General features: G+C 66.9%; 20 protein-coding genes and 1 other RNA gene. 3 read left to right on the forward strand and 18 right to left on the reverse strand.

The window, feature by feature from the left end:
* Nucleotides 1-144: 144 nt before the first annotated feature.
* From gspN to XnspCFBP7698_RS13070, 14 genes are all read right to left on the reverse strand, one after another.
* Nucleotides 145-855 (reverse strand): type II secretion system protein N, encoded by a 711-nt coding sequence (gene gspN, locus XnspCFBP7698_RS13005; RefSeq protein ID WP_104579408.1) that lies wholly within the window; start codon nt 853-855, stop codon nt 145-147.
* A 5-nt stretch (nt 856-860) separates the two neighbouring features.
* Entirely contained in the window at nt 861-1337 is a 477-nt protein-coding gene (gene gspM / locus XnspCFBP7698_RS13010) for a type II secretion system protein GspM (protein ID WP_047697119.1), read from the reverse strand.
* Nucleotides 1334-2431, reverse strand: a complete 1098-nt coding sequence (gene gspL, locus XnspCFBP7698_RS13015; protein WP_047697121.1) for a type II secretion system protein GspL — start codon at nt 2429-2431, stop codon at nt 1334-1336. The genes gspM and gspL overlap by 4 nt, the downstream gene beginning before the upstream one ends.
* Nucleotides 2428-3420, reverse strand: coding sequence for a type II secretion system minor pseudopilin GspK (gene gspK / locus XnspCFBP7698_RS13020; RefSeq protein ID WP_104579126.1), 993 nt, complete (start codon nt 3418-3420; stop codon nt 2428-2430). Before gspK ends, gspL begins: the two co-directional genes overlap by 4 nt.
* The gene (gene gspJ / locus XnspCFBP7698_RS13025; protein ID WP_104579127.1) at nt 3417-4019 is read right to left on the reverse strand and encodes a type II secretion system minor pseudopilin GspJ; all 603 of its coding nucleotides are present in this window, start codon (nt 4017-4019) and stop codon (nt 3417-3419) included. The genes gspK and gspJ overlap by 4 nt, the downstream gene beginning before the upstream one ends.
* Complete coding sequence (gene gspI, locus XnspCFBP7698_RS13030; RefSeq protein WP_104579128.1) at nt 4016-4396, reverse strand: type II secretion system minor pseudopilin GspI; 381 nt, start codon at nt 4394-4396, stop codon at nt 4016-4018. The genes gspJ and gspI overlap by 4 nt, the downstream gene beginning before the upstream one ends.
* Nucleotides 4380-4850 (reverse strand): GspH/FimT family pseudopilin, encoded by a 471-nt coding sequence (locus XnspCFBP7698_RS13035; RefSeq protein ID WP_104579409.1) that lies wholly within the window; start codon nt 4848-4850, stop codon nt 4380-4382. The genes gspI and XnspCFBP7698_RS13035 overlap by 17 nt, the downstream gene beginning before the upstream one ends.
* Nucleotides 4851-4892: 42 nt before the next feature.
* On the reverse strand, nt 4893-5357 hold the full coding sequence (gspG, locus tag XnspCFBP7698_RS13040) for a type II secretion system major pseudopilin GspG (RefSeq protein ID WP_039414061.1): 465 nt from the start codon (nt 5355-5357) through the stop codon (nt 4893-4895).
* A 27-nt stretch (nt 5358-5384) separates the two neighbouring features.
* Nucleotides 5385-6587, reverse strand: coding sequence for a type II secretion system inner membrane protein GspF (gene gspF, locus XnspCFBP7698_RS13045; protein WP_104579129.1), 1203 nt, complete (start codon nt 6585-6587; stop codon nt 5385-5387).
* Nucleotides 6574-8061, reverse strand: a complete 1488-nt coding sequence (gspE, locus tag XnspCFBP7698_RS13050) for a type II secretion system ATPase GspE (protein WP_104579130.1) — start codon at nt 8059-8061, stop codon at nt 6574-6576. Before gspE ends, gspF begins: the two co-directional genes overlap by 14 nt.
* 4 nt (nt 8062-8065) lie before the next feature.
* Nucleotides 8066-10150, reverse strand: a complete 2085-nt coding sequence (gene gspD, locus XnspCFBP7698_RS13055) for a type II secretion system secretin GspD (protein WP_104579131.1) — start codon at nt 10148-10150, stop codon at nt 8066-8068.
* On the reverse strand, nt 10147-10962 hold the full coding sequence (locus tag XnspCFBP7698_RS13060) for a type II secretion system protein N (RefSeq protein ID WP_104579132.1): 816 nt from the start codon (nt 10960-10962) through the stop codon (nt 10147-10149). The genes gspD and XnspCFBP7698_RS13060 overlap by 4 nt, the downstream gene beginning before the upstream one ends.
* Before the next feature lie 158 nt (nt 10963-11120).
* Complete coding sequence (locus XnspCFBP7698_RS13065; protein WP_104579133.1) at nt 11121-13775, reverse strand: TonB-dependent receptor; 2655 nt, start codon at nt 13773-13775, stop codon at nt 11121-11123.
* A 77-nt stretch (nt 13776-13852) separates the two neighbouring features.
* Nucleotides 13853-15325: a hypothetical protein gene (locus XnspCFBP7698_RS13070; RefSeq protein ID WP_039414079.1), complete on the reverse strand. Its 1473-nt coding sequence runs from the start codon at nt 15323-15325 to the stop codon at nt 13853-13855.
* Nucleotides 15326-15512: 187 nt separating this feature from the next.
* On the opposite strand from XnspCFBP7698_RS13070, the gene XnspCFBP7698_RS13075 reads away from it, so the two are divergent.
* Nucleotides 15513-16373, forward strand: coding sequence for a 2OG-Fe(II) oxygenase (locus XnspCFBP7698_RS13075; protein WP_104579134.1), 861 nt, complete (start codon nt 15513-15515; stop codon nt 16371-16373).
* A gap of 907 nt (nt 16374-17280) precedes the next feature.
* On the opposite strand, the gene XnspCFBP7698_RS13090 is transcribed toward XnspCFBP7698_RS13075, so the two are convergent.
* Both XnspCFBP7698_RS13090 and XnspCFBP7698_RS13095 read right to left on the reverse strand, forming a co-directional pair.
* Complete coding sequence (locus XnspCFBP7698_RS13090; RefSeq protein WP_047697142.1) at nt 17281-17694, reverse strand: VanZ family protein; 414 nt, start codon at nt 17692-17694, stop codon at nt 17281-17283.
* Entirely contained in the window at nt 17682-18935 is a 1254-nt protein-coding gene (locus XnspCFBP7698_RS13095) for a class I SAM-dependent methyltransferase (protein ID WP_179453640.1), read from the reverse strand. The genes XnspCFBP7698_RS13090 and XnspCFBP7698_RS13095 overlap by 13 nt, the downstream gene beginning before the upstream one ends.
* On the opposite strand from XnspCFBP7698_RS13095, the gene XnspCFBP7698_RS13100 reads away from it, so the two are divergent.
* Entirely contained in the window at nt 18934-19671 is a 738-nt protein-coding gene (locus tag XnspCFBP7698_RS13100) for a pteridine reductase (protein WP_104579136.1), read from the forward strand. The genes XnspCFBP7698_RS13095 and XnspCFBP7698_RS13100 overlap by 2 nt on opposite strands.
* 60 nt (nt 19672-19731) lie before the next feature.
* Nucleotides 19732-19808: non-coding RNA, sX9 sRNA (locus tag XnspCFBP7698_RS13105), on the forward strand.
* A 133-nt stretch (nt 19809-19941) separates the two neighbouring features.
* Here XnspCFBP7698_RS13105 and folK read toward each other — a convergent pair.
* Together folK and XnspCFBP7698_RS13115 are read right to left on the reverse strand one after the other, a co-directional pair.
* Nucleotides 19942-20457, reverse strand: coding sequence for a 2-amino-4-hydroxy-6-hydroxymethyldihydropteridine diphosphokinase (gene folK / locus XnspCFBP7698_RS13110; protein WP_039404399.1), 516 nt, complete (start codon nt 20455-20457; stop codon nt 19942-19944).
* Nucleotides 20458-20546: 89 nt separating this feature from the next.
* The gene (locus tag XnspCFBP7698_RS13115) at nt 20547-22049 is read right to left on the reverse strand and encodes a hybrid sensor histidine kinase/response regulator (RefSeq protein ID WP_104579137.1); all 1503 of its coding nucleotides are present in this window, start codon (nt 22047-22049) and stop codon (nt 20547-20549) included.
* Between the last annotated feature and the right edge of the window lies 1 nt (nt 22050).

The following is a 22050-nucleotide window of genomic DNA, read 5'->3' on the forward strand; positions in this document are numbered from 1 at the left end:
GCCTGCGGCCATGGGGCCGACAACGTTGTCAGCAGACTGATCGGGTACCGCGCTACATCGGTCTGGACCAGGCCACCGCCGTCAGACATGCACGCTAATGGTGCAGGAGAACGCGTGCTTGGCGCGTAGCAGGCAACGCTGCGCTCAGCGCAGCTGCCCCTGGTCGATGCGCAGTAAGTTGCGCTCTGGGGTAGCGGCGAAGCCCAAGAGTTGCAGAGCCACCCCCAGCACCGCGTCCTCACCCGGATCGACCCGTGACTGCAGCTGCCAACGCCCATCGCGCCAGAGTTGCAGTTGTGTGGTGGCCTGCATGCCGGCAGGCAGCGCAGTGTCGGGCAGCAGGGTCAGCACGGCGGTGTCGTCCACGCAGCGCGGCTGTCCGGACAAGCGCAACGGAGGCAGACCGGGCACGTCACCGATGCCACTCGACAGCAACTGCACACTGACCTGCCCACGCGCCTGCACGCAGCGGGTCGCATCGAACAGCAGACCCACCCGCTGCAGCTCCACTGCCAGATCGATCAACGCCAGGCCCGCTGGTTGGCGCACCAACACCTGCCCCTGCGCATCGCGGATTCCGTGTTGTGCGCCATCCACCAGCTGAAGTTGCAGCTGCGTGGACTGCAAGTGCACCTGACGCTCGCCCCGCAACAGTGCACCGACGCGCGGCCGCACCGCGACATCGCCGAATGCGATGCCGTGCCATTGCACCTGCCTCAAGGTACCCGCCCATACCGGCCCCTCCACCTCCAGCACCGAGAAGGGCAGCCCCTCGCGTGGCAGCACCAGGCGCAACGGCAGCGATGCCAGCAGCGCGGCACCCAGCATCAACAGCAAGAGCAAGGTCCAACGTATTCGTGTCACGGGACAGGTTCCGCAAACCCGCAGCGTACGCGGAGTTGGCCCTGATCGCGCACGACGCTCAGCTGGGTCGGGGCCAGGCCGTGTGCTTGCCGCAACCGCTCGAGCCAGCCGAACAGCGCAGCGGCGCTGACCGCATCGATCTGCACCTCCACCCCACCCGCCGCGCTGCGCTGCTGCAAGCTGATGGTGATGCCGGCATCGCGTGCGCTGGTTGCGATGATCCCGGCCAATGCCGCGGGGCCCGGGGCGGCGCTGCGCTTGGTCGACGCTGCCTGCGCAGAAGTGTCGAGGACCAGCTGCGCTGCATCGGCGTAGCGCGCCCAGGCCCGGTCATGCCAGTGCCGCAATGGGGTGTAGAGCGCATACCAACCAATGAACGCCGCCAGCGCCGCGCACATCAGACCCAGCATGCGCCGCTCGCGCGGCGCCCGCGCCTGCCACCACTGCGCGCCGCGTTGCAAAGATGCCTTCATCGCAGCGGCTCCAGTGCGAATGGCGTCCGCATGCGATCGTCGTCGACCTGACTGCCGCCGGGATCCACGTGCCAACCCGCCTCGGCAAGCCGGGCAGACAACTGTTGCAGGTCTGTCGCATCGGTGTGCAGCAAGGTCGCGCGCAGCGGCTGTGTGGCGCGGTAATCGAGCTGGTCCAGTTCCGCAGCCGGAAGCGTATCGACCGCTGCGAACAGGGCGCCCAGTTGCACGGCCAGGCGATCGGCCGCCGTGCCCGCCTGGCGGCGTGCCTGCAGTGCGGCAGGCACCGCCGCTGCATCGCGCACACCCAACTGCGCGGCGGCGCGTGCTTGCAACACACGCGCACCGATTTCGTAGCGCAACGTTTGCGCAAGCAGCAACAACAGCGGTGAGACCACCAGCAGCGCCAGCAATGCGGCCAGCATGCGCAAACTGAAACCGGAGCGCGCTTGTGGCCGGATTGCAAAGGCGTGCTGCCGCAGATCGAGCGGGGCTGTGGCGGCATGGCGTGCGAACTGCGCAATGGCGCGGTGCGGATCTGCCCCCGGCGGCAGTGTTGCTGCGCGCGGTTGTGCGGCGAGCAGCAGCTGCGCAAGCGACGGCTCCAGGCTGCAGGCCAGGCGCGGCCCGCGTAGCAGCCAGCGCCCATCCCATTCCACCACGGTGAGTGCCTGATCGGCATCGGCGCTGTCCAGCAACAGACAATCCGGCACCACCGCGTCGGGCACCACGCCCACGCTCGCGGCGCGCTGCAACCACTGGTGCATCACCGCAGCGTCCACGGCCGCAACCAGGCGTGTGCCATCGGGCTCGGCCTGTTCGGCGATTGCCACATGCACGGCCTGCGCATCGGTGGCCAGATGCTCGGCCAGTTGCAGCCGCGCGGCCGCCACGGATTGCGCCACGCTGCGGCCAGGCAGCGTCATCCAGCGCAGATGCACCGCGCTGCCCGGCACCACCAGCAGCGTGTGCGCGGAACGTTCGTGCAGTGCGCTGGGCGTGTGCTGCGCCACGACAAGCCCCTGCCCATCCACGCGCACGGCAATGGGGTCTGCCGCGGCATCGGCTGGCAGCAACAGCAAGGTACTACTCATTCGTCGGAACTCCATTGGCGCGCCACCAGCCGCACACGGCCGGCCGTTTCCTGTTGCAGCAACGCTTCAAGCAGGACCTGCGCGCCGGCATGGTCGACCTGACTGTAAAGAGAGAAATAGTGGGTGCGGAGTTCGATCTGTTCCAACACTGCATTGGAAGGCTCGGCCTGCAGCAACGCCGGCTGGCTCAGGAACGTCCTGACGTCGCGCCATCCTCCGGCCGGCCGTGCGGCGATGACGCTTCGCGCGGCCGGCAACGCCAATGCACCGCCGGTCAGCGCCACCAGCACCGGCGCATCTTGCAGGCGCAGCGTGTTGACGTTGATCGGCGACAGGCGTCCTTCCGGCAGCGCACACACGTACGGCTGCAGTTGCGCGACCAGTTGCGGCGTATAGCCGACGATGGCGTGCAGTTCGCTGACGCCGGCCAGCAAGGTCGCACCTGTGCGCAGCGGCATGGCCGCCTGCAGGTAGCGGTCGTCTTCGGCCCCTTGCGCGCCGGGCTGCGCGTCGCTGTCGATCCAGTCCACCAGCGCATCGGTCAGCGCCTGCGCCTGTTGCGGGGCGATGCCCAGCACTTCGAGCAGTGCGCGGTATTGACGTGCACCTTCGTCGCTGCGCTGCCATTGCTCGGGCGCACCGACGACCACGCTGTTGAGATTGAAGCAGCCGCCGCGGTCGCGCAGGCGCACGCTCACGGCACCGTCGTCCAACGGAAAGCGGATCGGCTGGTCGTTCCAGCCGCCGTCCAGTGTGGTGCGCAGCGGATCGCGCTTTGCCATGGCCTGCAGCCGTTGCCGCGCGACGGTCTCGCTCCCCAGCGCGTACCACTGCGCCTGCGTCATCGCCGCGCCATTGCCGCTACGGCGCAGGCCAAAGCGCAGATCGTCCAGCACGGCGGCCATCAGCAAGGTCATCACTGCAACCAGCAGCAACACCGTGAGCAAGGCCACGCCCCGTTGCCTGGCAGGGACGCACAGCGCGCTCATGTGCGCCCCTCCGGCAGCAGGAACAGCTGACGCACCCGTCCCCAGTGGTCCAGCTCCAGCTCCAGCGCGACCGCATCCGGCACTGCTTCCAGCCCGCCGCTCCAGCCATCGCTCCACTGCGCGCGGTAATGGAACGCCACCACTGCCGAGCGCACACCGCGCAACAGCACCTGCGGTGTGCCGGCGGTTGCGCCGTCGAGCGCAGGGCGTGCGCTGCGCTCCAGCCGCCCATCCACCACGCGGTATTCCACGTATTGCAGCGATGCACGCGGCAACTGGTCCGGGTTGCTCCAGCCACGCCGCACGAAGCCGAACAACGGCCCCTGCGTCCCCGGCGCGCTTGCGGCAAATGCACTGCGGGCGGCACCGCCCTCGCTGTTGCGGGTGCGGCGCACTGCGGCCTGTTGCAGGTCGCTGCGCAGCAGGCCATGCGCAAGCTGGAAATCGCGGATTTGTTGGAGGCGCGCGCGCACGGCATCGCGCTGATCGATGCTCTGCCGCATCACCACCACCGCCGCTGCGGCCACCAGCGCGAATACCGCCAGAGCCACCAGCAGTTCAATCAAGGTGAAGCCGCGCGTGCGCTGCCTGCAGATCATTCGGCACTCCGCAGCACGCTCAGGCTGGCCACTTCCTGCGCCTGGCCTGCGGCGCGCACGCGCACCTCGATCCGCACCAGGCCTGCAGCGCCGGCCGGCATCGACTGGCGTTGCCACTCCCAGCGGCGATCGCCGAGCGCTGCCTGGCCGTTCGCCGGTGCGCGTACGGCAGCAGCGGGCGCCAGCATCGCTTCGATGGCCTGGTTCTCTGCCACCACCGCAGCCAGTGCACGCTCTTCCAGCACCACCGCCGTGCGGGTGCTCTCGCCGGACAGATTCAACAGACCGACCACCGCCATGCCGAAGATCGCCAGTGCGACCATCAGTTCGAGCAGCGAGAATCCGCCCGATGCGCGTGGCTCAGCGAGAGGGCGCATCGACCTGCACCACACCGGCGGCATCCACCACCACCTGCATCTGCTGCCGACCATCCCCCAATGCGATGCGTTGCGGCGTGGCCGCGCCGGTGGGATCGAAGCGCACGCTCAGTCGCTCGCTGCCGGCGGGCAACTGCGCCTGGATGCCGTCCGGCCAGCGCATGGCTGCGAACGGCGTTTCATCCAACGCGATCCAGCGCTGCTGCGCCTGGCGACGGAACGCGTAGCCGCCGGCATCGATACTGACCTCCACCATGCGTAAACTCATGATCGCCTCATCGCGTGCCTGCATCAGCGCGCTGGCCAGCGTATCGGCGTGATCGTGCAGATCGCGCTGCGTATCGGGCAAGGTCATCACCACCAGCGTGCTGGCAAGCGCGGTGATCACCAGCACCGCGAGCACTTCGAGCAGGGTAAAGCCGCTCGAGCGCGCTGGCGCCGCGTGCATTCGCATGCACATGGATGCTCGCTGTGCAGTAGCCGGCACTGTCAGCACTCAGCGCCAGTTGCCGATATCGGCGTTGTCGGCGTCGCCGCCCTCTGCACCATCGGCGCCAAACGAGTAGACGTCGAAGCCGCCGTTGCGGCCCGGGCGGCGGTATTGATAGGCGTGGCCCCACGGGTCTTCCGGCAGCCGGCGGATATAGCCGCCCTGCCGATAACGCTCCGGTCGCGTCAATCCGCTCGGTGGGTTGAGCAAGGCCTGCAGCCCTTGTTCGGTGCTCGGGTAGCTGAGGTTGTCCAGGCGGTAGGTTTCCAGCGCCTGTTCCAGCACTGCCACATCGGCGCGCGCTTTTTCGACCATGGCGCGGTCCTGGCTGGGCATCACGTTGATCATCACCACGGTGGCGAGCAGGCCGATGATGACGATGACCACCATCAGCTCGACCAGGGTGAAGCCACGCGCGCGTTTGCGCGAGGTGAGTGCGTCGATGCGTGCACGGCATTGAAGGGGCTGCATGAGGATCTCCGGGAGAAACGGCCGCGCTCAACCAAGCGCGAGGGTGTTGAATTGCAGGATGGGCAACAGGATCGACAGCACGATGACCGCCACCACCCCGCCCAGCAGCACGATGATGGCCGGCTCCAGCAGGCTCATCGCGGCGGTGGTGAACGACTCGAATTCGCGTTCCAGATAATCGGCGGCGCGCTCCAGCATCGGCGCCAGGCGCCCGCTGTTTTCGCCGCTGGAGGCCATGTACAGCAGCGTCGGCGGAAACACTCCCGCGCGCTTCATCGCCGCGGCCAGGCTGCCGCCTTCGCGGATCGCGGTGACCATGCTGTCGGTGGCCAGCCGCAACGCGCGGTTGTCCACGGTGCGCGCGGCAATCATCAGGCCCTCCATCAGCGGCAGGCCGCTGTTGACCATGATCGCCAGCGTGCGCGCCATGCGCGCGGCGTGCAGATCGCGGATCAGCCGGCCCAGCAGGGGCGCACGCAAGAGCGCGCGGTCCGCTGCCAGGCGCAGCGCTGGCCGTTTGAGCAGGTGCAACGTGGCCGCCGCCGCAACCACCAGCGCAAGGAGTAACGGGATGCCTGCATGCAGCAGAAACTGCGACACGCCGATCACCGCACGCGTCAGCCAGGGCAAGGCGCGGCCCATCGAATCGAACTGGTCCACCACCTTGGGCACCACGAAGGTCATCAGCACGATCACCACCGCACCAGCCGTCAACGCGAGCGCGGCGGGATAGACCAGTGCAGACTGCAACTTGCTGCGGACCTGCGCCTGGCGTTCAAGCAGATCGGCCAGGCGTTCCAGCACCTGCGGCAAGGCGCCCGCGCTTTCGCCGGCGGCCACCATGGCGCGGTACAGCGGCGGGAATGCGTTACCTTGCCGTGCCATCGCATCGGACAGGCGAAACCCTTCGAGCACCAACGCGTGCGTCTGGCTGGTGACCCGGCGCACGCCGCGGCGTTCGGACTGGGTGCCGATGGTGCGCAGGGCTTCTTCCAGTGGCGCGGTTTCCACCAGGGTGGAAAGCTGGCGGGTGAACAACACCAGGTCCTTGCCGCTGAAGCGTGCTGCGCGCACGGCCGCGCCGGCTGTCGCTGCGGCCGCTTCCACGCGCACGGGCACCCATTGCCGCTGCTCCAGCTGCGCACGCGCACTGTGCACGCTGTCGGCGCTGATCACGCCGTGCCGGTTGCGCCCCTGCAGATCGAGCACGGTGTAATCAAACTGCGGCATGCGCGTCGTCCTGCTGACGGGTCACACGCAGCGCTTCTTCCAGCGTGGTCAGGCCTTGCAACACGGCGGCGCGTGCGGCATCGCCCAGCCGCGGCGCGCGCGCGAAGGCCACCGCCGCCAGCGCGTCTTCGTCGGCGTTGTCGCCGATCAGGCGGCGCATCGCATCGTCCACCGCAATGGCTTCGTAGATCCCCACGCGCCCGGCGTAGCCGCTGTGATGGCAGACGCTGCAGCCCACGGCTGTGTAGATCAATGCGTCGGCAGGCGCATCCAGGAGTTGGCGCGTACCCGCATCGATCGTACGCTCCCGGCGGCACTGCGGGCACAAGCGCCGCACCAGCCGCTGCGCCAGGATCAGCCGCAAACTCGATGCCAGCAGGAACGGTTCGATGCCCATGTCGCGCAGACGCGTGACCGCCCCCACCGCGTCGTTGGTGTGCACGGTGGAGAGCACCAGATGGCCGGTGAGGCTGGCCTGCACCGCGATCTGTGCGGTCTCGGTATCGCGGATCTCGCCGATCATCACCACGTCCGGGTCCTGGCGCAGGATGGCGCGCAGGCCGGCGGCGAAGGTCATGCCCACACGTGCGTTGACCTGGGTCTGGCCGACGCCGTCGATGGCATATTCCACCGGGTCTTCGACGGTGAGGATGTTGCGCGAGCCATCGTTGAGCAGGCTCAGCGCCGCGTACAAGGTGGTGGTCTTGCCCGAACCGGTGGGGCCGGTGACCAGCACGATGCCGTTGGGCACCTGCAAGGCGCGCTGCACGGTATGCATCACCGCCGGCGGCATGCCCAGCTGCGCCAGCGACAGCGTGCCCTGTTCCTTGTCCAGAATACGTAGCACCACCCGCTCGCTGCCGCGCGTGGGCAGCGTGGAGACGCGCACATCCAGCGCCTTTGCACCCATCACCAGCGACACGCGGCCATCCTGCGGGATACGTTTTTCGGCGATATCCAGCCGTGCCATCACCTTGACCCGCGACACCAGCAACGGCGCAATGCGCCCGGGCAACGTCGCTGCTTCGCGCATCACCCCATCCACGCGCAGGCGCACCCGCAAGCGCGATTCGTAGGATTCCAGATGCACGTCGGACGCGCCCAGGCGCGCGGCCTCGGCGATGATGCCGTTGATCAGGCGGATGATCGGCGCATCGTCCTGGCTGTCGAGCAGGTCGGCGGTGGGGATGTCGTCGATCAACGAATCCAGACTGCCATGCAGGTCCAGCGCTTCGACCTGCACCCCCTGCTCCAGCCCGGCATCGGCGTAGATCTCCGACACATGCCGGTCGAACACCGATGGCGCCAGCGTGCGCACCTGCAGCGGCATGCCCAGCGCACGCCGCAATTCGACCAAGGCCTGCACATCGCCGCCTTCGCGCAGGCCGATCTGTGCGGCAGTGTCGCTGCCGAGCAACACCACGCCGTGGCGCTTGGCGAATGCATAGGAAATGCTGGCGCGTGCAGTGGTCATGGCATCAGCGCTGAGCGGGACGTGCGGCAGGCACAGGCGTGGGTGCCGGTGTCGGCTTCGGCACGACCGACGATGGGCCGGCCGGCAGCTGCGGCGGCTGTGCACGCAAGTAGTCGCGCACCAACGCATCGAGCGCCGCTTCCGGGTCGCCATCGGCCAGCTGGCGGTCGCGCAGATAGCTGTAGCGCGGTGCGGTCATGCGCTGCGCATCGGCCGCATCGCGAATGATGGTGGGGCGAATGAACACCATCAGGTTGGTCTTGTCGCGGTTGCGCGACCTGTGCCGGAACAAGGCACCCAGCCCGGGCAAATCGCCAAGCAGCGGCACCTTTTCGACGGTCTGGCGATCGTTCTGGTCGAGCAGGCCACCAAGCGCAACGATGGCGCCGTTTTCCACCACCACGCGCGTTTCGATCTGGCGCTTGTTGAACACCAGCTCCGAGGATTGCGCGCTGACCGGCCCGGCAATGGCCGAGACTTCCTGCTTGATCGCCAGGGTGATGCCACCAGCGGTGTTGATCTGCGGGCGCACTTCCAGTTCCACGCCCACGTCCTGGCGCTGGATGGTGCGGAACGGGTTGTCGTTGGCCGCACCCAGCACTTCGCCGGTGGTGATCGGCACTTCCTGGCCGACCAAGATACGTGCCTGTTCGTTGTCCAGGGTCATGATCGACGGGGTGGACAACAGGTTGGAGCCGGTGTCGCTCTTGACCGCATCGATGATCATGCCGAACACCGCATCGTTGCTTTGCCCGGCCAGCCCGATCAAACCACCGCTCAGGCCCAGCAGCGATTGCGCGGCCACATTGCGCGCCTGTTCCAGCACCGAATCGTCGTCGGTATTACCGCTGCGCGTGCCCGCCGCCGCAGCGGCCAGCGGCACGATGCCCGGCGATGCGCCGCTGTACTGCGTGGCGATCAACGGCACGGTGCCGTTGCGGCCGGCCAGCAGCAGCTGCACGCCCAGGCGCTTGGCGGCGGTGTCGGAGATCTCCACCACGATCGCTTCCACAAGCACCTGCTCGCGATGCACGTCCAGCTGACGGATCACCTCCATCAGCGCACGCTGGGTTTCCGGGTCGGCATTGATGATCAAGGCGTTGGAGCCGGGGTAACGCACGATCACCGGGCGCTTGCCAGCGGCCGGGGTGATCACCTGCGTCTGCGCGGCGCCCGCTGCATTGGCGACATCCACCGCGTTGGAGCGGGTGTCCTGCCCGGGCTGCGCCTCATTGCCCGGGGTCTGCCCGACCAGCTGCTGCAACACCGGCAGCAATTGCTCGGCACTGGCGTGCTGCAGCCGCACCACGCTGACATCGCCGCGGCGTTCGGCGCGCCCGTCCAGGTCCAGTGCGGTGCGCACCACCCGCTGCACCAGTGCGGGGTCACCACGCACGATCAACGAGTTGCTGCTGTCCACCGGCAACACCGACAGCACATTGCTGCGCTCGCCGCCTTGCCCGAACAACGTGGTCAGCGTGCGCGCCAGTTCCTGCGCCGAGCTGTTGCGCAGCGTCACGGTATCGATGGCGGCGCGGTCGGTATCGATCTGCGCCACCAGGGTACGGATGCGGCGCAGGTTATCCGCGTAGTCGGCGATCAACAGGCTGTTGCCTTGCGGCATCGCCATGATCACCCCGCCGCGCCCGATCAGCGGCTTGAGGATTTCTGCCGCGCTGCGCGCATCCACGCGCTGCAGGGCGAACACCTGCGTCGCGAAGCCCAGATTGCCATTCGCCGCACTGCCGGGCTGTTGCGCAGCGGTGTCGTCGGGAATGATGCGGTAGGTCGCCGGCCCGCTGGACACTGCAATCAAGCCATTGGCACGCAGCACCGCCAGCAGCATGCCCAGCAGATCGGCCTCGGACATCGCCTGCGCACGCGCCACGTTCACCGTGCCCTGCACGCGCGTGTCCACGATGAAGGTGATGCCGGTGGCACGCGACACATCCTGGATGAAGGCACGCAGGTCCACGTCCTGCAGGCGCACGGCCGGCGCATCGGCCGCGCGCAGCGATACGACCGGCATGGCGGGCAGCGCGAGCAACAAGGCGGCCGTCATCAGCCAGAGGGGACGAACGGCACTCATTGCGGGCGCTTCAGGGTCATGGTGTGGGTCTGGCCGTTGCGGCGGTAGGTCAGCGTGGCCGCCTGACCATCGCGTAGTTCGTCCTGCAGCTCGCGCAGGTGTTCGGCATCGAGGGTGCGGCCGTTGATCTGGGTCAGGACGTCGCCGGCGGCCAGGCCGGCCTGTCGCAGCAATGCCCCATCGCCGCGCGGCATGAGCGTGTAGCCGCTGCCGTCCTCGCTTGCGCGTAGGCCGGCGGTGCTCAGCAATTGCTGCGGGTCCACGGCAGCGGCGGCGGATGCGTTGGTGGCGTTGCCCACGTTCGACATCACCGCAGCGGCCGTGCCTGCTGTTGTCGTGCCCGCTACCAATGTCGTCGAGGCGGGCACCTGCGGCGCAGCGTCGATCAACCCCAGGCTGCGCACGCCGCTGCCGGTGCGCAGCAGCACGTGGTCGGCAGCGATCGCCTGCACCACCACACCGGGCACCACCGCATCGCCGACCCGGTAGGCGCCCTGTCTGCCGTCGCCGCGACTGAGATAGGCGGCCGCGTGCGTGTCACCGGCGCGCACACCATGCAGCACGATCCCATCGCTGCTGGCGTCGCCGACGTTGCGATAGAACACGTCGCGGCCGAGCGCAGACAGATCCAATGTCGCCTCGATGGCGGGCGCTCGCGTGCCCAGCGGGCCGATCGGCGTGACCACCAGCCACACCAGGCGCAGCGCCTGTACCGCCAGCAGGACGGCCAGCGCGCAGACCACGGCGGTGCGTACACCACGCAGCGACATGACGGCATTCAAGGGGGGTAATACGCGCTGCAAAGCAGACATCCGTCTCAGGATTGCGAACGGATGACAGAATGCGGCAGCAATGTGTCAGTTCGAAGAAAGCGATGACACAAGCCGGCACAGGCCGACGTGCGGCAGAACGCAAACGCCCGCCGTGCGTGGCACGACGGGCGTTTGCGGTGACGGACGCGTGCGACGGCTCAGAAACGTGCGGTCACACTGATGTCATAACTGATGCCGGGCTGGTAGGTGTACAGGTCCACCCGGTTGCTGCCCAGCTTTTGATACTCCTGGTATTTGGTCTTGAGCAGATTGCGTGCGGCCAAGTTCACCGACAACGTATCGCCCGACCACACCAGGCCCTTCTTGATCACCAGATCCAGCGAAGTGCCGGGCTTGTCGATGTAGTCCGGCTGGCCGGGACGGCCACGCGCCGACACCCGCTCGCCCACATAGTTGGCGATCAACGTGGCCTGGCTGTGCGTGCTCTCGCTTTCCACGCCGATCTGCAGATTGGCGATGTCATCCGACTGCCCCTGCAGTGCGGAGCCATCACGAATGAACAGGTTGGCCTGCACCGGTGCACTGAAGCCGAACGGCTGCACGGTGTCGCCGTCGCTGGCACTCACCTCCGACTTGGTGCGCGTATAGTTGCCGGACACGAACACCCGCTTGTCGCCCCACCAGTCGGCCGCGATCGGCAGGTCCAGATATTTCTTGGCCTCCAGCTCGATGCCGTACAAGGTGGCCTCGGGCGCATTGATGAAGCTCTGCACGATGCCGCCGCCGGGTGCATCGTTGACGATGGCTTCGATCGGCTTGTCGATGCTCTTGTAGAACGCGCCGACGGTGAAATACTCGCCCGGCTCGAAGAACCACTCGTACCGCGCATCCAGGTTGACCAGCTCGCTATCGACCAGGAACGGGTTGCCGAAGAACTGGCGGTCGATATCCGGGTCCAGATACTGCTGCGGCGCCATCTCGCGGAACTGCGGGCGCGCGATGGTCTTGGATGCACCAAAGCGCAGCTGCTGGTTCTCGGCAAAGTTCCAGGTCACCGTGGCCGATGGCAGCGCGTAGCTGTTCTCCAGCGGTGCCACGCTGTCCTGGCGTACGCCAGTGAAGATGTCGTACGGATGCACCGCCTGCGTGGCGTCTTCATAACGCACACCGACGGTGGCGCGCAGGGTCGGCACGATCTCGCCTTCGGCCTGCAGGTACGCCGCCTTCACCTTCAAGGTGGCGTCGTAGGCGGCCGCACCGAAACTGCCGGTGGTCTCGCGCAGCCGCAGCAGATCGTTGCTGAGGTTGTAGTCGGAGAGCAGATAGTCCACGCGCTGATACTGGTTCAGGAACGGCAGCGGGCCGTCCAGGGCCAGGAAGCGGAATTCGCGGCTCCACGCGCTGCGGTCGTTGTCCAGATACGCCAGGCCGCCCTTGATGGTGAGGTCGTGCTCGATCGGCAGGCGCCAGGTGACATCCACACCACCGCTGGCCACGGTGTCGTCGACCTTGCTGAAGCGGGTGTAGTTCTGCACGCGCGACGCATCGTGCGCCCAGTAGCCATCCAGCAGCTCGTAGCGGATGCCGGTCTCGTAGGGCACATCACGGCTTGCATTGGCCACTGCGGCGCGCCACTCGATCTTGAGGTCATCGTATTCGCCGAATGCATGCGAGCCGAGCAGCTGGTTGTTGATCAGCTGGCGCTCGTACCACTCGGTGTTGTCGTCGCGCACATCGAAACCTGCCAGCTCATCGCGGCCGGCACGGCTGCGCGCCACCTTCAGTGCGTCGTGCACATACAAGGTGGTCCAGCCGATCTTGTGGCGCCCATATTCCCAGCCCAGCCCCAGCATGCCGTTGCTGCGCACGTTGTTGCGGGTGGTGGCGAAGTCGTAGTTGGAATTGAACTCCACGCTGTCGCCGACAAAGATGCCGTCCTGCTGCTTGCCGGTCCGCGTGCGCCATTCGTTGTCGTAGCTGGCAACGGCGACGATGCCCAGCTTGGCCTCGCCCACGTCCATGCTGTAGCCGGCGCTGGCGCCCACGTTGACGTCCGGGGCGATGCTGTCCTTTTCCTGCAGCACATACAGGTTGGCATCGTTCATGCTGCGCCCGATGCGGCGGATGTCCTCGCGCGAGAAATTCCCCAGGTCCACGCGGCGCCCACTGCCGATCGCATCGCGCAACGCGCCCGGCTGCTTGCGCGTGCCATCATCAAAGCCCCACTCGTCGTCGCCGGAGCCGTAATACGTCAGGCCCTTCTCGCCGGTACTGACGCTATTGGCGCCGCCGCCCACGGTGAGCGACAGGAACGGCTTGTCCGGCACCGTCATCGACTGCAGATCGATCACGCCACCGCCGAATTCACCCGGATAATCGGCCGAATAGGTCTTCTGCACGGTCACGCTTTGCAGTACGTCGCTGGGGAACAGGTCCAGCGGCACCACGCGCTGCATCGGCTCGGGGCTGGGCAACGGCGAGCCGTTGAACAGCGCCGACGAATAACGCTCGCCCAGGCCGCGCACATACACATACTTGCCGCGCGACAGGCTCAGCCCGGTGACGCGCGTCAACGCCACCGCCGCGCTGCTGTCGCCGGTGCGCTCCATGTCCTCGCGGGTGACGAACGAGGCCACTTCGGAGGTCTGCAGCATCGGTTCGGGAATGTATTCGCCGCGCACCACGACCTGGTCGAGTTGCTTGGGCGTACTGGTAGCGGTGCTGCTACTGCCGCTGCTGGCGCCGGCATCGGTGGTGGTCGACTGCGCCAGCGCAGCGCCGGAAAACAGCAAGGTGGAAATGGAAAGAGACAGGCCCGTCCGCGAGAGACGGGCAACAGTGGAGGTTCGCATCGTGGGAGCCCTGGCAACAGAAAGATGAAGCGGGACGCATCGCGCGGCGGCGTCGGGCCGCCGCGCAATGCCGTGCCTCAGCAGGGACGATCGGCGGTCAGGCCGCAGGTCCAGCCTTGCCACCAGGTGTCGTTGGCATCGCGCACGCCGCCGATGTAGTTCACCTGCTGGAAGAAGCTGCTCACCCCGTTCAAGCCCTGGAACGCCGGCACCGCGGTTTCGTTGGCGCCATTGACGAAGGTGTTCTGCAGCGTGGACACGCCGTTGGCAACGTTGTTGGTGCCGGCTGCAAACTGGCTGGCTGCACGCGCATCGCTGCCGAATGCGGTCGGGCAGGCGAAGAACACCGAGTGGAAGGTGCCCGCGGTGTCGGCATCGGCCATGTTCAGGCACACCAGGCCATCGCCGGTGCCGCCGGCAGGACGGGTGAACACCGAGTTGTAGAACGCTGCCTGGGTGCCCTGGTTGAGCATGATCGCCGCACCGGCGCGCGCATTGCCCACGTAGGTGAAGTTGGCCACCTTCGGGCGCGAATACGGCTGGCGGCGCAGGCTGCTCCACTCGTTCATGCGGTCGCCGCCACCGGCGCGCTGCACCACGATGCCGTACTGAAGGGCGCCGCTCCAGCCGGCATCGGTATCCAGCGAATCGTCGTCGGCGCCGGTGATCACGATGTGGCTGCCGTTGACGGTGCCACCGAACCATTCGATGCCGTCGTCGGAGCTGTTGTGGATCTGCACGTAATCCAGGCGCGTGCCGCTGCCCACGCCCGCCAGGGTGATGCCCTGCAGCTCGTTGTTGGGCGAGATTTCAAAGCCCGAATACATCACGCGCAGGTAGCGTAGCGAGCCGCTGTTGTCGGTTGCGCTGTTACCGCCGTAGAACGCGTTGGTACCTTCGACCTGCGCCTGGCACTCCGGTGTGCCCGACACGGTGGTGCCCGGGCAGTTGTTGATCGCCGCACGCCCCAGCACCACGATGCCGCCCCACAGGCCGATGGTGTTGGCGCTCACCGTGCCATCCAGCGCCTGGCGCGCAGTGAACACGATCGGTGCGGTGGCGCTGCCTTCGGCAAAGATCTGCGAGCCGCGGTTGACCACGATGTAGTCGCTGCCGGCAGAACCGTACAAGGTCACGCCCGGTTCGATGGTCAGGATGCCCTGCGTGCTGCCGGCCGCTGGCGCGGTGGCATTGCCGCCGCGATCGGTGCCGACGTTGACACGGCCGCTGATCGAATACGCCGTGCCTGCACGGGCCGGCACCACCAGATTGCCGGTGATGGTCTCCGGCAACTGACACGAGCGCAGCGTGTTGTTGGCGATGGTGCCCACGTTGGAAAAGCCGGTCGGGCAATCTGCGGCCGGGCCGGTCGGTGTGGGTGCAGGCGTCGGTGCAGGCGTGGGCGCCGGCGTCGGTGCGGGGGCCGGTGCAGGCGGAAACGCGCCTTCGCCCGGCGACGCGACACGGTCGGCACCGCCACCGCAGGCAGACAACGCCAGCGCGGTCCCGAACGTCATGAGAAGTGTCTTGCTGCTATTGCGAACGGACATGCGGCTGATCTCCAGGTCAAAAGGTCCGGTATGAAGAGGAGTCGTCAAGAATTGGTTGCGTTCCGCTCACTGCAGTGGCGAGCACGTTCAAGATCCCCGTCACCGTTATAGGGGGCGTCTGTTGCATTTGTCTTACCACGACACACTTGACACACCACTGACACACCTCGGCATGCACTGTGGCGGGATGACATCCCTCCCGATTGCTCCAGCATTGGCCGACTGGATCGTTGCGCAGGCCGTGGCCGGCCAACCACCCGAGCAAGCGCTACAGCCGTTGCTCGATCAGGGCTGGAACGAGCAGGACGCCATCGATGCAGTCGAGACGCTGGTGCGCGCCCATATCCAGCAACACGCACAGGCAAACGGCCTGCCCTTGCCGGTGCGCGTACCCGCACTGCTGCAACACGACGATGCATCGCTACTGGATCTGGGCGACCGTCAGGTGCGTGTACTGATCAGCCTGCTGCTGCCGCGCGTGGTAGTGCTGGAGAAATTCCTGTCCGATGCCGAATGCGATGCATTGATCGCACTCGCACAACCGCAGCTGGTGCGCTCACGTACGGTAGACAACCGCAACGGCGCGCAGATCGTGCATGCCGCACGCACCAGCCACAGCATGTGCCTGCAGCTGGGCCAGGACGCAATTTGCCGAAGCATCGAAGCGCGCATCTCGCGCCTGCTCGATTGGCCGGTGGACCACGGCGAAGGCCTGCAGGTGTTGCGCTACGTCACCGGTGCAGAATATCAGCCGCACTACGATTACTTCGACCCCGACGCCGCGGGCACGCCGGTGTTGCTGCAGGCCGGCGGTCAACGCGTCGCGTCGTTGGTGATGTACCTCAACACGCCCGAACGCGGTGGTGCCACCCGCTTCCCCGACGTGCATCTGGACGTTGCCGCAGTGAAAGGTAACGCAGTGTTTTTCAGCTACGACCGCCCACACCCGATGACGCGTAGCCTGCATGCCGGCGCCCCCGTATTGGCCGGCGAAAAGTGGGTGGCAACCAAGTGGTTGCGCGAGCGCCCGGTACGCATGCCCGTCTGACAACGACAAGCACTCCATATGCGGTCGCCATGGAACTGCCGCGCTGCCGACGACTTGTCCGGAGGACTAGATCAGCTCCACGGCGAAGACACCGCGTCACGCTGCTTGTCGGTTGCTTGTCGGTTGCTTGTCGGTTGCTTGTCGATTGCTTGTCGAAAACGCTGCGTACCGACCATCGCGACTGGTCCTTGCCCGCCCACCGTCGCGGGACCCTTGGCGGCATGGATGCCGCCACGGAGCTTACATGGACGTACTTGCAGCGTGTCCTGCGATGGTGGGCGGGCAAGGGCCCTGCCGTAAAGGCGCAGATCATTCGCTCTACGCCTGATTTGTCCGTCTTGAGCAAGCAGGTCGAGACGCCTGCACTGTGCCTATCGCGATCACTTGGCGATCTTCAAGTCTGGTCGAGCGCGTGGCGCCCTCACCGCTCGCGGGACACGCCGTGAATCCGTCCGTGGAGGCTCGGTGGCGGCATCCATGCCGCCACACGGTCCCGCAATCGGCGAGGACACCACGCCAGACAGTTGGTTGGTGGTTCTACTGAAGAGCGAAGAGACCGCATCGCATGGTTTGCTGGTTGCTCTGCTGATAGCTCTGCACACCGACCAACACGACTGGTCCTTGCCCGCCCACCGTCGCGGGACCCTTGGCGGCATGGATGCCGCCAAGGAGCTACATGGATGTACTTGCAGCGTGTCCTGCGATGGTGGGCGGGCAAGGGCCCTGACGCGACGGAGCAGATGATCAGCTCTCCGCCTGATCTGTCCGTAGTGAACAATCAGGTGAGACCCATGCGCTGTGCGCATCGTGATCCCCCGGCTCTTGAAGCATGGTCGAACGCGCCGCACCCTCACTGCCAGCAGGACACCCCGTGAATCTGCGGCCCTGCCCATACCGTCTTGCAGAATCAGCGTGCACCAAACAAACGCTGATCCATTCGCAGCATCACCAAGCGCAGCGGCGTCCATGTCAGGCACAACCCGGCCAGGATGCCCAAGGTGTCGGCCAGCGCGTCATAGGGATCGGCACTGCGATTGGTGGTCAGTGCCCCCTGCGCAATCTCGATCCCGATCCCCAACAGCACCAACCCGAACGCCGCCAGCAACAGCGCACGTCGCGTTGCGAACAACTGCACCGCCCCCCAGCACAACAGCGCAAAACTCAGGAAATGTTCGGCCTTGTCGCTGTTGGACGGCAGCTCCGGAAATTCCGGCGGCGGCCCAAGGCACACCGCGATGAGAACGCCGATGGCCGCGACCCACAATCCTACCCACACGCGCGGCCGATGGAACGGCCGTAGCGCCGGGGTCACAGCCGCCACGTAAGATCGCCGGCCAGGAATGCAGGAGCGAAGTCCACATCGCGCGAGAACCCCATCACCTGGAAGCGCTCGCCCATCTCGCTGGGCAAGGTCAGCCGCTTGATCTGCTCGCGCAGGCGCATGCGCCCCACGTCATCGGTGCGCGTCTCGGCCTGGGCCAGCAAGGCATCCAGCCCATTGCCCAGCAGGAAACTCGCCTGCGTGCAGTAGCCGGCCAACTCGAAACCGGCACCGGTGCCGGCCTCGGCCAACGCGGTGAAGTCCACCGAAGCCGTCAGGTCCTGCAGACCTGGCCAGCGATACAGGTCTTCATGCATGCGATGGCGATAGAACGCCCGCAAGGTGCCGTCTTCGCGCTGCGCACGATAGAACTCGCCGCGCGGATAACCGTAATCGACAAACAGCATTGCACCGCGTTTGAGACCGCCGGCCACCGCCTGGATCCAGTACGGCAGCTGCGGCAGCAACTCGGAGCGGTAACCGTCCGCAAACGGCTGTTGCAGGTAGCGCTCGAGGTGGCGCACCGCCGCGCTCAACAACGCATCAGCCGGCTGCTCGCCACGTGCAAACTGCTGCTGCGCGTCCAGGACCACGGTTTCCTCGTAGACCTCGCCATCGCGCAACGCGAACCGCGGCGTCGGCAATGCATCGATCACCTCGTTGGCGAACAGCACGCCATCCCAATCGTCGGGGAACGGCGCATCCAGCCACTCGACCAGATCGAACACCGGCGGAATCAGGCTGCGGCCCAGGCGTTCGCGCTGCCGCTCGCGCAGGTCGGCGCTGGGCTCCAGGATCGCGTAGCGCTCGGGCAGCGCATCCAGCTCCAGCAACCGCTTGAGGGTGACTTCGGCAAATGCGCCGCTGCCGCCACCGACTTCCAGCACCCGCGCCTGCGGCCCGAGCTGCTGCAGCACCGGGGCCAGCGCACCGGAGACGGTGGCCGCAAACAGCGGCCCAAGCTCGGGTGCGGTGACAAAATCACCGGCCTCGCCGAACTTGCTTGCGCCGGCGCTGTAATAGCCCAGGCCCGGCGCATACAGCGCCAGCTCCATGAAGCGCGAGAACGGAATCGCACCCCCAGCGGCCTGGATTTCGGCGCGCAGGTGCGCGGCCAACTGGTCGCTGTGCGCCAGCGCGTCCGAATCGGGAGTGGGAAGGTCGGCGTGCATGCGGGCACCGGTTGCGGGGACAATGCACAGGATAGCCGAGCCCTTTGCAACGCCGAGCGAGTACGCCATGACAGACAGTTCCAAGGTGGTGTTGATCACCGGTGCAGCCCGCCGCATCGGCGCACAGATCGCCACCACGCTGCACGCAGCCGGCTACCGCGTGGCCTTGCATGCGCACCACTCCGGCCAGGCGCTGGACGCACGCGTGACCGAACTGTGCGCACAACGCGCCGGCAGTGCGCACGCACTGTCTGCGGATCTGCGCCTGCCACAGGCCCCTGCGCAGTTGGTGGCCGAGTGCATCGATGCGTTCGGCCGCCTGGATGCGGTGGTCAACAACGCCTCGGCGTTTTTTCCCACCGCCCTGGGCGAGGCCACGCCGGAGCAATGGGACGCGTTGTTCGCGGTCAATGCGCGTGCGCCGTTCTTCATTGCCCAGGCCGCTGCCGCGCAGCTGCGCCAGCACCATGGCGCCATCGTCAACCTCACCGACCTGCACGCGCAGCAGCCGATGCGCAACCACCCCCTGTATGGCGCCTCCAAGAGCGCACTGGAGATGCTCACCCGCTCGCTGGCGCTGGAGCTGGCGCCCCAGGTGCGCGTCAATGCGGTGGCGCCCGGCGCGATCCTGTGGCCGGAAGAAGGCAAGCCCTCCGACGCCAAGCAGGCGCTGCTGGCACGCACCCCGCTGGCGCGCATCGGCACGCCGGAAGAAATTGCCGAGGCCGTGCGCTGGCTGCTGGACGACGCCGGTTTCATCACCGGCCACACCTTGCATGTGGATGGCGGCCGCCAGCTCAGCTAGAGCGGCCAGCACGACGACTGCACGGCTGCCAGGCGCGCGCGGCCGCTGGCCGGAATCGGCATGTGCCGCTCGTACGCGCCGGTTCATGCGCGTCGGCCGCGCCCACACCTGACACTGCTCGCGACGGTTTGTCGGCCGCTCTTGGCGGGCTTGCGTGCCTGCACGCGCGGCTGCGACGCCGGCAACCTTCGCCAGTCACAGCGCATCCGCGCGCTCGCCCTGCGCTGCACGCAACCACGGTAGCGCAGTGACGCCGGTCGGGCGGCGGCGCTACTGCGCGATATCGGCCGTTGCCGCTGCGGGCTCCAGGTCCACCGTGGTAAAGGCAGCGCCGTACTGCGCATGCGCCTGCCAGAGCGCGGCCAGTGTCTGCCCGCTCAACGGATCGACGAAGTCCGGCGCGATGTCGGCCAGCGGCTTCAGCACGAACGCGTGCTTGAGCTCGGGGCGCGGGATGCGCAACTGGCCCGGGCCTTCGATGATGCAATCGCCGAAGAACACCACGTCCACATCCAGGGTACGGTCGCTGAAGCGTGGCCCGCTGCGATCGCGGCCATGCGCGTCTTCCAGCGCATGCAACCAGTGATCGAGCGCATGCAGCTCCAGATCGGTCTGCAGCGCCACGGCGTTGTTGACGAAATCCGGCCCGTCGAAGCCCACGGCCGGCGTGCGATACGCCGGGGATACCGCGAGCGGGCCAAAGCGCGCGCGCAAGGCCGCCACGGCCAAGCGCAGGTAATGAGTCGGCTGGACATTGCTGCCGAGGCTGAGAAGCACGGTGGTCATGCGGTATTCGCGCATGCGGCCGGCGTCAGCGTCAACTGTTGCGGCATGCCGGCGGTGGTCCGGCACCCACGCAGCGGACCGATGCGGCCTCAGGCCACTTCGAGCGCGTGCGCCACGGCACGGAACACGCGGCGCATCTCCAGCGGCTTGCGCAACACATGCACCGGGATATCCGGCGGAAAGTGCACGCGCTGCAACGGCGCGCCCATGTCTTCCAGCACGATTGCCGGGCCCTGATACCCCAGCTCCTGCATGCTCAGCAGCACGCTCACCGCAGACAGCAGGATGATGTCGCTGTCGATGATCACCAGATCCGGCATGGCGTGCTGCTGCACCAGCTGCAGCGCGGCAGCGCCATCGGTGGCCAGCTGCGGCTGATAGCCCTGACTGGACAGGGCATTGCCCAGCAGCGACAGGCGCGTGGCCTCGCCATCCACCAGCAGGATGCGCTGGCCCTGGCCAAGCGCAAGCGGCGGGTCGGTCTCGGCCGCCACGACTGCCGCCGCACGCATCGGCACGATCATGTCAAAGCGCGTGCCCTCGCCCAGGCGGCTGTCGACCTGGATGCTGCCACCGTAGCTTTCCACGATGCGCTTGCACGAGATCAGGCCAAGCCCGGTGCCATCGGCCTTGGTGGTGAAGAACGGGCTGAACAGGCGTGCGCGGGTTTCGTCGCTCATGCCCACGCCGGTATCGGCCACGCTCATGCGCACGCGCGTGGCATCGTGCTGGTCGGCCGACAGAATCAAGGTGCCACCGCCGGGCATGGCCTGGATCGCGTTCAAGCCCAGGTTGAGCAGGCATTGCTGCAACTCGGTGTAGTTGGCTTCGATGGTCAGGTCCGAGGCGATGGCGTCCATCTGCAGGCGCACCCCGTCGGGCAGGCTGCTCTTGAGCAGCATCTGCACGGCCTGGAACAGGTTGGCGATGGACACCTGCTCGCGCGGCTTGTTGGAGCCGCGCACGAACGAGAGCATCGACTCGGCCATCTCGTGGCCACGCCGGCCGCATTCGGCCACCACATTGGCCAGCTGCCGCAACTGCGGGTCGTCGGTGCGCCCGGCCAGCAGGTCGGGCACGATCAGCAACGGCTGCAGGATGTTGCGCAGATCGTGGCTCAGGCCGGCCGCCAGCATCGCCAGGCTTTCCAGGCGCTGCGCACGCATCAACTCGCTCTCCACGCGCTGGCGTTCCAGATCGGCGCGCGCCTCGCGGATCGCGCGCACCACCGCACTCGGCAATCGCGTGGGGTTGTGCTTGATGATGTAGTCGTTGGCGCCATCCTGCAGCGCCTTGACCGCGGTCTCCTCGCCCATGGTGCCGGAGACGAAGATGAAGGGGGTGGCGCCGTTCTGGCGCACCAACCGCAGCGCCTGGTGACCGGAAAACCCCGGCATGCTCAGGTCCGACAGCACGATGTCCGGCTGGAACGTATCCAGCGCGCTCCGCAGCGAGGGCTCGCTGTCCACGCGCTCGAATGCCGCATCGATCCCGGCATCGAGCAACTGATCGGACAACAGCTCGGCATCTTCCGGTGAATCTTCCACCAGAAGGATCTTCAGCTGCTCCAGCTTGCCACCCTCATGCGGCATG

The organism is Xanthomonas sp. CFBP 7698 (assembly GCF_003600855.1).
In the GTDB taxonomy this organism is placed as follows: domain Bacteria; phylum Pseudomonadota; class Gammaproteobacteria; order Xanthomonadales; family Xanthomonadaceae; genus Xanthomonas; species Xanthomonas cannabis.